This is a genomic window from Bradyrhizobium sp. SBR1B, from assembly GCF_014198205.1.
Taxonomy (GTDB): domain Bacteria; phylum Pseudomonadota; class Alphaproteobacteria; order Rhizobiales; family Xanthobacteraceae; genus Bradyrhizobium.
On record NZ_JACIHC010000009.1, the window covers coordinates 219761 to 234966 of the forward strand.

Below are 15206 nucleotides of genomic sequence, written 5' to 3' on the forward strand. Positions count from 1 at the left end.
GGTGTGCCAACGATCGGCTTCGCCCAGGGGTGTCAGGAATGCACTATGAAGTCGCTCGCCTGAAGACTGACACCCTTGACGAGGATGGTGTTCGCCGCATCGAGCGTGATCAAAGTATCCGTTCCAGACGCAGCCACGTGCTGAGCCATCCAGTCGGACACGCTGGCGGTGGTCACGACGGCCGACAGGTCGATGTGGTCCTGATTGTGCGTGAAATCCAGAATGATGTCGCGATTCGAATTGGCCGCGAACACGAATTGATCCTGATAGCCCGTCCCGAACAACACATCCTTGCCATCTGTGCTGGCGAGGGTCACCGGGCCTTGTTCGGCCAGATTGAAGATCAGGTTGACCGTATCGCTCGCACCGTGGCTGTCGGTGACGGTGATCGCCAGCTTATCCGTCGCAGTCCCACCTGGGCTCGGCTCGGCGTATGTCAGATATTGAAGGGCCGAATTGACGCTCGCCAAGGTATCGGACGTCGATGCTGGCTCCACATATGCGCCCGAATCCGCCGCCGCAGTGAGTGTGAAGGTTTCATCGGGAGCAGCGTCGGCGTCGGCGACGGTGATGCCATGGACGAACACCATGTCGCCTTCCTGCGTGACGTAAATCTGGTCGACGTCGATCACCGGAGCGTCGCTTTCGTCCGCGCCGGTCACGTCCACGGTGAGCGTGGCCGTGCCGGTTGCACCGTGCGCATCTGTGGTCTGGACCGTGAAAATATCCGCGTAGGAGCCGTCGGCCAGCGCGTTGATCACGGCGGCGTTCGGAACGTAGCTGTAGCTGCCATCGGGATTGACCGTCAGCGTCCCGTAGAGTCCGCCAGCTGTCGTCGCCGCGTGGTGATCCGCGTTGATGACGGCATAGGTCAGCGTCGCCGTCTCGCCGGCATCGACATCGTTGCCCGCCAACGTCCCGGTCAGATCGCAGAAGGTGTCGTCGGCCGTCGTATCCTCGAGCGGTCCGATGTGGCGATCGGCCAGCGTCGGCGCGTCGTTGCTGCCGGCGATGTTGACGGTAACGACTGCGCTCGTGCCAGCGCCCTCGGCATCCGACGGAACGATCGTGTATTGCAGCGACAGCGTCTGGCCGGCGGCGAGGAAATCGAACGCCTGCCCGTGCGAATTGAAGGTCCAGGTGAACTGCGTATGAGTCGCGGTGCCGTCGAGGATATCACCCGAGGGGACAGTGAGATCCGCGAGGAGGTCGGCATTCGACAACCCGCCGACGCTGCCCGTTTGCAGCACGCCGTCGAGCGTAACCTGTACCTCGCTGACCGCCACCGTGACGTGATCGGTCGCATCGACGTCGGAGACCACCAGCACGCCATGCGCAAGCTGGCCGGCATTGGTTTCCACCAAATCGGCAACGGCGCCGCCCGGCCCGGAGGTGCTGCTTGCCCAGTCTGCATCGCCCGCGATGGCGAGGCTCTTGGCGGGGTTGACCGCATTGGAGGCCGTGGTCCCACCGCCGTCGGCGAGCTGGTAATACGCGGCCAGATTGGCCTCGTTGCCGGTGAGCGCGGTGAAGTCGATCGACTGGATCTGAGCTTGCGTCAGCGCGGTGGTCCAGACGCTGACATCGGCGATCGAGCCGGTGAAGCCCTGCGCCCCGAAGCCGGGGGCGTACCTGTCGCTTGCGGCCCCGATCATCATGTAGGACGGATCCTGGCCGCTGCCGACCGCGTTCACGCCTCCACTGTGGGAGTAGACGGCGTTCCCATCGACAAAAAGCGTGAAGGTACCCTGATCGCGCGTCAAGGCGAGGTTATGCCATTGCCCTGCAGTGAGCGCGAAGCCGGTATCCAGGATATCGACGCCTCCCTCGAGAATTTCGATCTCCAGATTGCCGCTGACGACGGTACCGATAAGACCGAAGCCGGCTGTCGAGGTATTGCCGTTGTAGAACAGGACCTGGCCGTCGGGCGCAGCGCCTCCGTTCCAGTTTACCCAGCCATCCAGCGTAACCCCATCGGACGCGACGGTCGGCACCTCGCCGACCGCGATGGTCTGGCCGTCGAAGTTCATGTAGTCCGACGTGACATAGGACACCGCCGGCGCATCGTTGGTGCCGGTGATGGTGACGGTCACGTCCTGGCTGATCTTGCCGCCATGCTGGTCGTCGAGCGTAACGGTGTAGACCTGGGTGATGGTCTGCCCTTCCGCCAGCGACTGCAGCACGGGGTCGCTGTTGTCGAGCGTGAAATGCCAGCCCAGTGTCGCGCCGTCGTCGTTGTCGCTGCCGGATTCGGACACCGCATCGATCGTGAAGGTGCCGATATGCGAGCTGGCTCCGAAGCCCGGCAGGTCCGAGCTGACGGACGAAGATTTGAACGACCATGCCGCCGTGTGGGTGTCGGTCAGGTCCAGATCCTGGATCGCCAGCGTGCCGTCCGCCGTGAGCGAGGCGCACTCATCCTCGGTCACCGCGCCCGTCGCTGCGGCGGCATCGCTCGTGATCGTCGGTGCATCATTGACGCCCGTGATCGTGACGGTGACGTCTTGGCTGACGATACCGCCATGATGATCGTCGAACGTAACGGTATAGACCTGCGTGATGGTCTGGCCCTGCGCCAGCGACTGCAGCATTGCATTGCTGTTGTCGAGGCTGAAATGCCAACCCAGCGTCGCGCCATTGCTCGTGTCGGTATTGTACTCCAGCACCGACTGATCGATCGTGAACGTGCCGATGTGCGTGCTGTCGGCATCGAAGCCCGGCAGAGCCGAGCTGATGGACGACGACTTGAACACCGCCTGCGCCGCATGGGTGTCGATCAGATCGAGGTCTTGAATCGCCAGCGTGCCGTCGATCGACAGCGTCAGGCCCGCGTCCTCGACGACATGACCTGTCGCCGCCGCGGCACCGCTGGTCACGGTCGGCGCGTCGTTCTTGCCGGTGATGACGACCGTGACGTCCCGCGTGACGGTCCCACCGTGATGGTCGTCGATCCTGAGAGTATAGACCTGCGTGATGGTCTGCCCTTCCGCCAGCGACTGCAGCACCGGGTCGTTGTCGTCGAGCGTGAAGGTCCAGCCCACTGACCCGCGGGAGCTGGCGCCCGGGCTTTCATTCACTGAGCCGAGGCTGAACGTGCCGATATGCGAGGTGCCGTCGCTGAAGCCCGGCAGATGCGCGCTCGAAATCGTCGACTTCAGCGAAAAACTCGCGGTGTGGGTGTCCGTGAGATCAGGGTCGTTGAATGTGATGGTGCCGTTGGCGGCGAGCGTGGCCGCCGTATCCTCGGTCACCGCACCGGTCGGCGTGGTCAGATCTTCGACGATCGTCGGCACGTCGTTGGTGCCCTCGACATTGACGTCCGCACCGTCGATGGACACGGTAACCGGCGTGCTGACGACACCGCCGTGCCCGTCATCGACTTGCACCACGTAGTTGAGGGTCAGCTTCTCGCCTTTGGCGAGGAAATCGAACAGATGGTCGGGAACGCTGTAGGTCCAGGTGGCCGAACCGTTATTGCTGTTTCCCGCGCCCTGTACCACGGTCAGCGGCACCTCGACGGCGGCGATCGCCGCGAGCTGCTGCGGCGTCAGCGTCGACGTGATGTCGTGGCCTTGCGCATCGAGATATTTGAACGGCTGGGTCGACGAGAGCGCCGCGCTCACGATCGGGCGGTCGGTCAGATCGACGTCGGTGAAGGTGACAGTGCCCGTGATGGTATCCAGAGTCTCGTTGCCGGTCCCGACCTTCTCGATGACGGTTCCGCCCAACGTCGCGACGGTGGGCTTGTCGTTCGTTCCCGTGACCGTGATGGTGATCGGGATGAACTTGGACTCGGGATTGACTGCGAAATTAGTGTCGACGCGGACCATATAGGTCAGCGTCAGCGTTTCGCCGGCCGCGAGGAAGTCGAAGACTTTGTCCGGGATCGTGTACGTCCAGACCGCCGAGCCGTTGTTATTGTTGCCGGCGTCGGGGGCGACGTTGATCTGGATCTGGGTCGCCGCGATGTCCTGCTTCTGGAGCGCCGAGAGCGAGCCGGTGACGTCGTGCTGGCCGACGTCCTTGTAGACATAGTTCGGCGCTTCGGCGAGGCTGATGCTCACCGTCGGCCGGTCGCCGAGGTTTTGATCGACGAATCTGATCAGGCCGGAAATCGTATCGGAATGCGTGTCGCCGGTGGTGTCAGCACGCTCGGTCAGCGCGAACGCCGACTTCACATTGCCGCCGGCGTCGAAGCTCTGCACAATCGGCTGGCCGGGGATACGCACGATGGGCGGCGTGGACGTGCTGGGCGCCTCCGATCCCTGCGGATTGAGATTGACGAATGTCGCGGTCGCGACGGCGCCGCCCCCCGACTTGAACACCACGTCCAGGCTCATCGGCGTGAGCGTGTCGGTGAAGTTCGTGGTCAGCTTGGTGTTGGTGTTGTTGTCGGTGAACTTCAGCGTGAACACGTCCGTGATCAGCTTCTGAACATCCGGCGACATCAGCGCATTGGAGATCGAGACGTTGCCGCCGCTGATCTGGATCATCTGGCCGGCCTGGTTGACCGTCGCGATCGGCAGCAGCGTGACCTTGTCGAACAGGATGTAGGAGCCCGTCGTGCCGTTCGGTTCGACCAGCACCTGGAAGCTCGCCTGCGGCTGCGGATCGCCGCCACCGGCGGGAACGACGAAGTTGATCTGGGTCAGCACGGCGGTGCCGCGGATGCCCATGGTGGCAACCGGCGTGTCGATCTTCATGTCACCGTGCTTGGCGGTCTCGCCGGCGACGAAGGTGATGGTGCCGGCGACGAGGCTCAGCAGCGAGGAATTGCTCGACCCGTTGGGGTCGTAGACCATCTCGTTCAACACCATCCGCGCATTCGAGGACAGGCCGAACACGGTGCCGTCGATGAAGGTGATGCCGAGCGTGGAATCCGCGCCGGTCGAGACCACGTCACCCTGCTCGACGTTGTCGCCGTTGTTCAGGATGACCGAGACGCCGTTGCGGATCGCGGTCGCGCTGCCCACGAGCTTGGTGACGTGGCCGATGACCTGGGCTGCGGCCGCGCCGCCGGGCGCGGCCTGAGCAACCTGGACATGACCCGTAAGCGCGTTGACGATTTCGCCAGTGAGATGGGCGCCGTCGGGCGAGGCGAGCGCGGCACGCTTTTCGCCCCTGAAATAATCGTGAACGACGAATTCGTGCCCCTCGTGGGACAGCACGAGATCGAGACCGGCACGCTTGAATTCGCCGTTGAAGATCAGGTTGGGGTCGGGAACAACGAACGCGCCCTCAGGCACGTAACCGTGCGCCTTCGCCGTAAAGGAATCGACATGGGCACCGCCGGGCGAGCGGGAACCCTGGCCATCCAAAGCAATCGCGGCGTCAAATTGGCCAGCGTAGTTCAACCGGGCACCGTAAAAAGGGTTAAAATTTAAGTAAGTATCGACCGCCTAAGCTTGCATAGCATTAGCAAGTCCTTAGCGATACCATCTATTGCTTGTGTGATTTCGCATCACTTGGCCCCAGGAAACCCCACGTCTTGGCGTCGCTCCAGAGAAGCGAAAGTAACCTTTTAAATATTCGGAAGTCGAATTCGGCCTGTTTCCGCGCATTTCCAGTCATCCAAAGTAACCTGCCGTATAGTCAAAGAGCAGATACTTGCGTCATCTTACCTTCGCGAGGTCCCGCAGCATCCTGCGGCAAATACGCACTTAAATCTGTGACCTAACTAACAGAACCCCATGAAATAGGGGGGTCGTTAGCCATAGGACCCAGATTCGGCACTGCCACAACCTGTGTCTGCAATTGGCTCGATTTCGCGGCAGACTGACACCTCCTAGCCGGCGAATCGTAAAATTTTACGCAATTTGGACGGGCCTGTTTCAGCCTGTTCCCCGGATTTGGAACCCCAGCCGGGCGCGTTAAGCAGAACAAAACAGCCTGTCTCGCACTATCTCCGCGAAAGCAACAAAGCCCGGCGCGTTCAGGTCGAGGGGGACTTGGACCGAAGCCGGAAGGGGATGTCAGATGGAGACCGCTGCTCGCTCGCGCGCCTGGCGCGCAATCCTTGTCCTGTGCGGATTGGTCCTGTGTGGGTCGGCCGCCGAGCTTCGCGCCGGCACGCTGCTGTCGCCGGGCGCAGGCCTACTCGTGCGCAAATCCGCCGAGCCGTTCGGCGTGTTCGCCTTCGCCATCTCCGCCGGCAGCCTGCAACAGAAATGGCTCCTGCTGAAGGACAAGCTCGACGGCGACATGGTGCAGCTCGCGCTATGCGACGGTGACCGCGACAATTGCGCTTCGCCCGCGGTCCTGAAGCTGCTTGCCATCGTCGACCAGGCCCGCGCCCGCGATGGCCGCGCCCGGCTTGGTGAGACCAACCGCGCCATCAACCTTGCCATCCGGCCCGCCAATGACGGCATCGACGACGTCTGGAGCTCGCCGCTGGCGACCTTCGCGCGCGGCGCCGGAGATTGCGAGGACTATGCCATCGCCAAGCTGGCCGCGCTGCGGCTGGCGGGCGTGGCCGCCGAGGATCTCCGCATCGTCGTGGTGCGCGACGTCAGGGCCGGCGAGGAGCATGCGGTTGTCGCCGCGCGCCTCGATGGCCGCTGGCTGATGCTCGACAACCGCCGCATGGCGATGGTCGAGGACGACGCTGCGCGGAGCTACCAGCCGCTGTTCGCGCTTCATCGGTCGGCCGTGATGAAATATGTCGACGAACCGATGCAGGTCTCGATGATGGCCGTCGAGGCGCGCTGAGCCATCTTGTAGTCCGGATGGAGCGCAGCGAAATCCGGGGCGCGGTCGCTTATCGCTCGAATCCCGGATTACGCTTCAGCCGGGCTACGAATCTCGGTTCACCAAAAACCCATTCCACCACGCGATCCGGACGGCTAGCATAGCCACGGCTTTGCGGGGGCGACGGGAATGCGGTTCATCGTGCTGACTGTGATTGCGTTGCTGGCGCTCGCCTCACCCGCGTCAGCGCAGTCCGACCGCTCCATCGCCGATCGGCTGCCGCTGTTCGCCAAGAACAACTGCCAGCAGATTCGCGACCCCGGCAATCAATTGTTCTGCGGTGATGCCACGCTTGCCGCCGCCGCCGAGAAGCTGAACACCGCGATCGAGGCGCGGCTCGCCCGCCTGCCCGATCGCCTTCCCGCGATCGAGGAGAATGCGATCTGGATCCGCCAGCGCAATCTCGGCTGCGGCATCGTCGGCCAGACCGCGATCCGCCCCGACGATTTCGAGCGGGTAAAGGCGTGCCTGCTCAAGGTGACAGAGGAGCGCGCCGCGATCCTGCGCGATCCGGATTTCGACTGCCTTGCCGCCAACACCGCGGCGGGCGCGGTGATCTGTGCGGACCCGTCGCTGGCACTCGCCGAAACGGAGCTCAATGGCCAGGTGCTCGGCCTGATCGGCAAGCTGGACCCGACCGCAGCGCGCTTTGCCTTCGCTGAATATGGCAGGTGGACACGAGAGCGCGATCGCAAATGCAATTTGGTCGGCAAGGAGAACGTGCCGCTCCAGGAGCTCGAATCCGCAGAGGATTGTCTCTCCGACCATCTAAAGCACAAGGCCGACGAGATCCGCACGGCAAAGGGCGACCCCAGAAAGGTGTTCGGCCGGCAGGTCGCGGCCCGCATCCCCGACACCGACGCGGTCGACTTCTGCGCGGCGCGGATCCATGCGGCCAATTCGTGCGGCAGCTTCCTCCGCATCAACCGCGTCTACGCGCTCGACAGCCAGGTGACCGAACAGGAGGCGCAGGTCACCGGCGAAATCGAAATGGCGGTGCTGGCGCCCTTCACCATGTGCAGCAAGGTCGCATCCAGCTGCACCGGCACCTGCTGGGACGCCAGGACCGGCCTCCCGCAGCCGAGCGCCGCCAACAAGGAGCGTTCGGCAGAAGCCTTCAACGTGACGCGCCGCCTGAGGATCCAGCGCACTTTTGCGTTCGTCAAAGCCGCCGACGGCTGGCGCTGCCGCGAGGACGAGTTGGCACCGGTGAATTCGGGGACGGCGAGCGGGGGATCTTGAGTTTCGCTCAGCTTGGCGAGCTTCTTCCTTCTCCTCTTGCGGGAGAAAACGCCGAAGCCAAGCTTCGGCTCTGGCGCCGGATGAGTTGTTTTTCCGCTCGCTAGGCTATTCGTGAGGATAGAGACCCCTCACCCGGCTCGCCGCTTTGCGGCGATCCACCCTCTCCCGCAAGGGAAGAGGGTGCACCGGTCGTGTCGCGAGAGCCGCCCTTCATCAAAACATCAGATTGTCCTTCACCAGCACCCAACGGCCGTTCTTCACCTGCTGCACCTGGGTGACGGTGGTGGCGAGATGGTTGGTCTTCGAGAACACGGTCGGCGGCGAATTGAAGATATCCTGGAACTTGTCGCCGGACTCCAGCGCGTCGAGCATCTTCTGGCCAGTGAGATCCTTGCCAGCCTTGTTGGCATAATGCGCGAACGTCATCACCGCATTGTAGCCGATGATCGCCTGCGTATTGGCGTCGGCGTTGAACATCTTCTTGTAATTGACGAGCCAGTCCTTCACCTTTCCCTTCGCGGTGTCTTCGTAGGGGATTTCGAAGTTCGAAGCGGCATACAGCCCTTCCACCACTTCCTTGCCGAGCGCCGGCACTTCGAGCACGTTGACGGGCGTGGCACCGAGGAAGGTGACCTCCCAGCCGAGCTTCCTGGCCTCGGTCATCGTGCCGATAGGCTCACGGAGGACCGCGCCGAGCACGACGAGGTCGCAGCCGTCGGACTTCATCTTGGCGACCTGCGCCGAGAAGTCGGAGGCGCCGCGCTTGTAGCTCGTGATCGAGGCCGGCTGCACCTTCATGGCGGCGAGCTGTTGGTTAAAACCATCGAGCACGTTTTTTCCGTACTCGTCGTCCTGATGCATGATGCACGGCTTCTTGAAATTCTTTGCCTCAATCATGTATTTGAGCGCTGCGCGCGTGCTCTCGACATAGGGCAGGAGGTTGTTGAACTTCAGCCGCTCCTGCGGCTTGGCCGCATCGAACTTGAAGGTGAACTCGGCCGCCGTCAGCGGGAAGAGCTGAAGCACGCCGGCGTCGAGCAGGATATCCTGCGCAGCGAGCACGGTCGGCGATCCCATTGGTCCCACCATCGCGAAAATCTTGTCGCGCTCGATCAGCTTTTGCGAAGCCAGCACAGCTTTCTTCGGATCGTAGCCGCTATCCTCGACGACAAGCTTGATCTTGCGACCCTGGACACCGCCCGCCGCGTTGATCTCCTCGACCGCCATCTTCATGCCGTTGGAGACCGGCACGCCCCAGCCCTTGATCGGGCCCGACAGGTCCTGATGCGTGCCGATGACGATCTCGGATGCCGAGATGCCTTCATTGGTGACCTTGGTTTGAGCGGCGGCCGGCAGACAGGTCAGCGCAAGGGCGCTCACCGCCAGGCCCAGCGCCTTCAGCGATTTCGACATTGCAGTCCTCCTTCAGTGGCCCGTGTTGAGCGAAGGATCGGGCCTCTCAAGCCTTCGCCGTTTTCTCAAATCCATCTCTCTTGAGCATGATCCTCCGGATCTTGCTCAAGCAACCGCGCGCTCGCGATACATCGCCTCGATCTCGGCGGCGTAGCGCTTGTTCACGAAGCCGCGCTTCAGCTTCATGGTCGGCGTCAGCTCCTCGTCCTCCGGTGTGAGCTGGCGTTCGATCAGGTAGAACTTCTTGATGGTCTCGACGCGGGCAAAATTGCCGTTGACCTGCTCGATCTCGCGCCCGATCAGGTCCTGAATCTCGGTCGCCCGGCACAGGCTCGCGTAATTGGTGAAGGGAATGTCGTGGTCCTGGGCGAACTTCTCGACGTTCTCCTGGTCGATCATCACGAGGCAGGTCAGATACGGCCGCTTGTCGCCGATCACGACCGCATCGGAGATGTAGGGCGAGAATTTGAGTTGGTTCTCGATCTCGGACGGCGTGATGTTCTTGCCGCCGGAGGTGATGATGATGTCCTTCATCCGGTCGGTGATGCGGACAAAGCCTTCATTGTCGATGGTGCCGACGTCGCCGGTGTGCAGCCAGCCGCGCTGATCGATTGTCTCGGCGGTCTTCTCCGGCTGGTTCAGGTAACCCATGAACAGGAAGTCGCCCTTGATCAGGATCTCACCCTCGGGCGACAGCGTGACCTCGCCCCAGGGCACGGCGGTGCCGACCGAACCGAGCTTGATCCGCTCCGCCGGCATCATGGTGGCGACACCGCAATTCTCGGTCTGGCCGTAGAGCTCGTGCATGTCGATGCCGAGCGCGAGATACCAGCGGATCAGCTCCGGCGCGATCGGCGCTGCGCCGGTGAAGGCGACGCGGCAGCGATCGAGCCCGATCATGCGGCGGATGTTGCGGAATGCGAGCCGGTAGGCGATCCGGCTTGCGAGGTGCAACGACAGCGGCGGCGGCTTGCCTTCGATCCGGTAATCGACCATGCGGTAGCCGATGCCGATGGCGCGGCGATAGACCCATTGCTGCAGCGGGGTCGCATCCTTCAGCGCGATGGTGATGGCGGAGTAGAATTTTTCCCAGATGCGTGGGACCGCGAGGAAGACGGTCGGCTGCACCTCGCGCAAATTGTCCGGCACGGTTTCCGGGCTCTCGGCGAAATTCATCACCGAGCCGAGTGCGACCGAGATGTAGTAGCCGCCGATGCGTTCGGCGACGTGGCACAGCGGCAGGAAGATCAGCCTGTCCTCGTCCTCCTGCGCCGGGATGAAGTCGTTGGCGTGACGCATCTGGTGCGTGACGCTGCGGTTGGCATGCATCGCGCCCTTGGGGGGACCGGTGGTGCCGGAGGTATAGACCAGGATCGCGAGATCGCCGGCGCCGCGGCTGTCGAGCATCTCCTGCCACAGCGCCTCGCGGCCGACCATGTGATTGCGGCCGAGCGCGCGAAACTCGTCGAGCGACATCACCATGTCGTCGGAGAAGCCGCTGAGGCCCTCCATATCGAACACGATGATCTTCTGCAGGCTCGCGCAGCGCGAGCGGCAGGCGAGGATCTTGTCGAGCTGCTCCTCGTCCTCGGCGAAGATCACTTTGGTCCGGGAATCGTTGATGAGATACTCGACCTGGGACGACGCGTCGGTCGGGTAGATGCCCGAAGCGACGCCGCCGGCGCACAGGATGCCCATGTCGGCATGGACCCATTCCGGCACGGCATTGGCGATGATGGAGGCGACGTCGCCGGGCATGAAGCCGGAGGCGTGAAGCGCGTAGGCGATCTCTTTCGATATCGCCAGCCATTCGCGCCAGCTTGTCGGCTGCCAGATGCCGAATTTCTTCTCGCGGATGGCCGGCCGATCGCCCCGCGTCTCCGCAGCGCGCAAGAAGCTCTTCGCGATCGTATCAGCGACCGTCAGCACCGCCGGTCGGGCCATGCACGTCTCCTCCTTGTCGCCTGCCTCCGCTGCCTGCCTTGCCGGCGGTCTTGAGTGCGGATGGCAAGCTCATCTTACTGCCAGCTCTTCCTCACCGCCACGTCTTCTTCTTTTTCCAGCGCCGCTCGCCCCGCGCGCCCGCTTCCTTGGCGCCAAGGTAGAACTCCTGGATGTCCTGGGAATGCATCAAGCGGTCGCAGGTGTCGTTCATCACGATACGGCCGATCTCCAGCACGTAGCCGTAATGCGCCGTCTCCAGCGCCACCTTGGCGTTCTGCTCGACCAGCAGGATCGACATGCCCTGCTCCTCGTTGACGCGGCGGATGATGGTGAAGATCTCCTTCACCAGCAGCGGCGACAGGCCGAGCGACGGCTCGTCGAGCAGCAGCAGCGTCGGCCGGTTCATCAGGGCGCGGCCGATCGCCAGCATCTGCTGCTCGCCGCCCGAGAGCTGGCCGGCCGGCTGGTTGATGCGCTCCTTCAGCCGCGGAAAGTAACCATAGACGCGCTCGAGATCCTCCGCGACGCCGGCGCGGTCCTTGCGCGGATAGGCCCCCATCATCAGGTTCTCGCGCACGGACAGGAACGGAAACACCTCGCGTCCCTCCGGCACATGGCTGAGGCCGAGCCGCACGATCCGGTCGGCCTCCATGCGCTGGATCGGCTTGCCCAGGAATTCGATCGAGCCCTTCTGTGGGTCGAGAATGCCCGAGATGGTCTTCAGCACCGTGGTCTTGCCGGCGCCATTGGCCCCCAGCAGGGTGACGATGCGGCCGCGCGGCACTTCCAGCGAGATGCCGCGGATCGCCATGATCGGCCCGTAATAGCTCTCGATGTTGGAGAGTTTTAAGATGATTTCGGGCGTGACGGCGGCAACCATGCGTCAAGCTCCCAGATACGCAGCGACGACGTCGGGATGCTGCTGGACTTCGGCGGGCGACCCCATCGCCAGCACGCGGCCGTAGTTGAGCGCGATGACGCGATCGGAGACGCGGTTGACCAGCGACATGTCGTGCTCGACCATCAATACGGTGACGCCGAGCTCGCTCTTCATGTCGCGGATCCAGAACGACATGTCGTCGGTTTCCTCGACATTGAGGCCGGACGATGGCTCGTCGAGCAGGATCAGCTTCGGCTCCGAGCACAGCGCGCGCGCCAGCTCGATCACCTTGCGCACGCCGTAAGGCAGGCCCGAGATCAGCTTGTCGCGATAGGGTTCGAGGTCGAGGAATTCGATGACCTGCTCGACCCTGCGGCGATGGACTTTCTCGTTGGCGCGCACGCTCGGCAGGAACAAAAGCTCCTGCCAGAGCTGCGTGGTCGAATGCCGATGGCGGCCGACCAGCAGGTTGGACAGCACGGTCGCATTCTCGAACAGCTCGATGTTCTGGAAGGTGCGGGCGATGCCGAGCTTGGCGATGTCGTAGGGCGGCTCTTCGGTGATATCCTGATCCTCGAAGAAGATGCGGCCCGAGGTCGGCCGGTAGATCCGCGAGATCAGGTTGAAGATCGAGCTTTTGCCCGCACCGTTCGGCCCGATGATCGAGAGGATCTCGCCCTTCTCGACCGCGAAGGACACCGCATCGACGGCCTTGAGTCCCCCGAAATGCAGCGACAGATTCTCGGCGCGGAAATAGCTCATCGGTTCCGCTCCGACTTCACGTAGATCTTCTGCCGCTTGAAGGTGGCGCGCTTGTAGAGCGGGAACAGCTGGAAGAAGAGTTTTATCTTCAGCCAGCGGCCGTAGAGACCGAGCGGCTCGAACAACACGAACAGCACGATGATGATGCCGTAGATCGCGCCCTTGAGGCCGTTGAGCGAGGCGAAGGCCGCGACCTTCGACTGGATGTTGCCGGCGGTGGCCGGGCCGGCGCCGAACGTCGCGGCGATCCCAGCGATCATACCGGGCATGTCGTCCTTCAGATAGGTCAGGAACGGATCGATCATCACGATGAAGATCGCGCCGAGCACCGCGCCGTGCAGGCTGAAGGTACCGCCGATCAGGATCACGATGATGAACTCGATCGAGAGCTGGAGCGTGAACATCTCCGGCGAGATGAAGGAGAGCTTGTGCGCGAACAGCACGCCGGCAAAGCCGGTGATTGCCGCCGAGATCGCAAAGGACTTCACCTTGTAGAGCGCGACATTGACGCCCATGCTGCGCGCCGCCGTCTCGCTGTCGCGGATCGCGACGAAGGCGCGGCCCGTCGGCGAACGCAGCAGGTTGAGCGTGCCGACGATGGTCAGCACCAGCACCGAGAGGCAGAGGAAATAGAAGGTGGGGCTGTCGCGCGGGACGGTGACGCCGAGCAGCGACAACGTCTTCACCCGCATACCCTCGTTGCCGTGGGTGACGCTTTCCCAGCGCGCCAGGATCTCCTCGACGATCAGGGCAAAGGAGATGGTGGCGATGACGAGGTAGATGCCGGTCAGGCGCAAAGCGGGAAAGCCGACCATCGCACCGATGATGCCGGTCAAACCTCCGGCGGCGAGGAAGTAAACCGGGAACGGCACGTTGTACTTCTGCAAATATGCCGCCGTGTAGGCCCCGATGGCGAGGAACGCGGCGTGACCGAGTGAGGCCTGGCCGGTAAAGCCGGTCAGGATCAGCAGCGCGACGCCGACGATCGCATAGATGCAGACGAAGACGAGCTGGCTCATCAAATAGCTGGAGAGCACATAGGGCGCGATCAGCAGCAGTACGAGCAGGATGCCGTACGAGACCAGATAGCCCGAATGCGGGAACAGCTTGATGTCGTCCTCATAGTCGGTCTTGAACAGGAAGCGCATGGCGTTCAGACCTTCTTGCGGACGTGGTGGCCGAACAGGCCTTCGGGCTTCAAGAGCAGCACCGCGAGCAGCACGAGATACGGCGCGACATCCTTCCAGCCTTCGGGCAGGTAGAAGCCGGCCATGCTCTCGATCACGCCGATCAGGACGCCGCCGACCACGGCGCCCGGGATCGAGCCGAAGCCGCCGAGGACCGCAGCGGGAAATGCCTTGAGGCCAAGCACGAGGCCGACATTGGAATGGATGAAGGTGATCGGCGCCAGCAGCACGCCGGCGCAGGTCGCCACCGCCGCGCTGATCGCCCAGACGATCGACACCACGCGCTTGACCGGAATGCCCATGTAGTAGGCCGCGAGCATGTTCTCGGAACTGGCGCGCATCGCGGTGCCGAGCGTGGTCTTGTTGAAGAACAGATAGAGCAGCGTGCACAGGATCATCGTCGCCGCGATCACCGACAGCTTGTCGTAGGCGAGCACCAGCGAGCCGATGCGGAGCACGCCCTGGCTGAACGGGGTCTCGATCTTCAGATCATCGGTGCCCCAGATCATGCCGGCAACCGAGCGCAGGAAATAGCCGAGGCCGATGGTCGCCATGATGATGGAGAATTGCGGATAGCCGAGGATCGGCCGCACCACGACGCGCTCCGCCAGCATGCCGAACAGCGCCATCGCGGCCACCGCACCGGCAAAGCCGATCCAGTAGTTCAGGCCCATCATGCCGATGAAGGTGAAGGCGAAGAAGCCGCCGAGCATCATCAGATCGCCCTGGGCGAAATTAACGACCTCGGTGGCCTTGTAGACGAGCACGAAGCCGAGCGCGATCAGGCCGTAGACGCAGCCGAGCGCAACACCGCTGACCAGCTGCTGAACGAAATCCAGCATTGACGCGCGTCCTCCCGATACAGCCGGCGGCTCTTCCCGACCGCCTTGCCGCATCTTGTGTCCAGTCGCTACGCAGTCGTCTCGCTGCGTTAGCGCCATTTGTCCGGAACCAATTCAGCCTGAACCGCTCCGTACTGTCAACAAACGGTGACTTGCCATTAGTCGAAACCGGATGGCGGAATTTGTGGG

9 protein-coding genes are annotated in these 15206 nt (G+C 63.0%); 2 read left to right on the forward strand and 7 right to left on the reverse strand.

Translation table 11 applies throughout. From position 1 onward, the window contains the following. Positions 1-32: 32 nt before the first annotated feature. Positions 33-5354 carry a VCBS domain-containing protein gene (locus GGD61_RS23600; RefSeq protein ID WP_183231204.1) on the reverse strand — a complete coding sequence of 1774 codons (5322 nt, stop codon included), beginning with the start codon at positions 5352-5354 and terminating at the stop codon, positions 33-35. Positions 5355-5976: 622 nt separating this feature from the next. Here GGD61_RS23600 and GGD61_RS23605 point away from each other — a divergent pair. Next, positions 5977-6708: a transglutaminase-like cysteine peptidase gene (locus GGD61_RS23605; RefSeq protein ID WP_183231205.1), complete on the forward strand. Its 732-nt coding sequence runs from the start codon at positions 5977-5979 to the stop codon at positions 6706-6708. Between the two features lie 168 nt (positions 6709-6876). Then, positions 6877-7989 (forward strand): lysozyme inhibitor LprI family protein, encoded by a 1113-nt coding sequence (locus tag GGD61_RS23610; protein ID WP_092254192.1) that lies wholly within the window; start codon positions 6877-6879, stop codon positions 7987-7989. 213 nt (positions 7990-8202) lie between these two features. Here GGD61_RS23610 and GGD61_RS23615 read toward each other — a convergent pair whose 3' ends face one another. From GGD61_RS23615 to GGD61_RS23640, 6 genes are all read right to left on the reverse strand, one after another. Then, positions 8203-9402 (reverse strand): ABC transporter substrate-binding protein, encoded by a 1200-nt coding sequence (locus tag GGD61_RS23615; protein ID WP_018321349.1) that lies wholly within the window; start codon positions 9400-9402, stop codon positions 8203-8205. Positions 9403-9507: 105 nt separating this feature from the next. Then, positions 9508-11346, reverse strand: coding sequence for a long-chain fatty acid--CoA ligase (locus GGD61_RS23620; RefSeq protein ID WP_092254190.1), 1839 nt, complete (start codon positions 11344-11346; stop codon positions 9508-9510). A 91-nt stretch (positions 11347-11437) separates the two neighbouring features. Continuing rightward, positions 11438-12226: an ABC transporter ATP-binding protein gene (locus GGD61_RS23625; RefSeq protein WP_092254188.1), complete on the reverse strand. Its 789-nt coding sequence runs from the start codon at positions 12224-12226 to the stop codon at positions 11438-11440. 3 nt (positions 12227-12229) lie between these two features. Continuing rightward, entirely contained in the window at positions 12230-12988 is a 759-nt protein-coding gene (locus tag GGD61_RS23630; protein WP_018321346.1) for an ABC transporter ATP-binding protein, read from the reverse strand. Then, a complete protein-coding gene (locus GGD61_RS23635; protein WP_092254186.1) occupies positions 12985-14136 on the reverse strand; it encodes a branched-chain amino acid ABC transporter permease in 1152 nt (383 codons plus the stop codon). Before GGD61_RS23635 ends, GGD61_RS23630 begins: the two co-directional genes overlap by 4 nt. Positions 14137-14141: 5 nt before the next feature. Further along, the gene (locus tag GGD61_RS23640; protein WP_018321344.1) at positions 14142-15017 is read right to left on the reverse strand and encodes a branched-chain amino acid ABC transporter permease; all 876 of its coding nucleotides are present in this window, start codon (positions 15015-15017) and stop codon (positions 14142-14144) included. Positions 15018-15206: the final 189 nt, after the last annotated feature.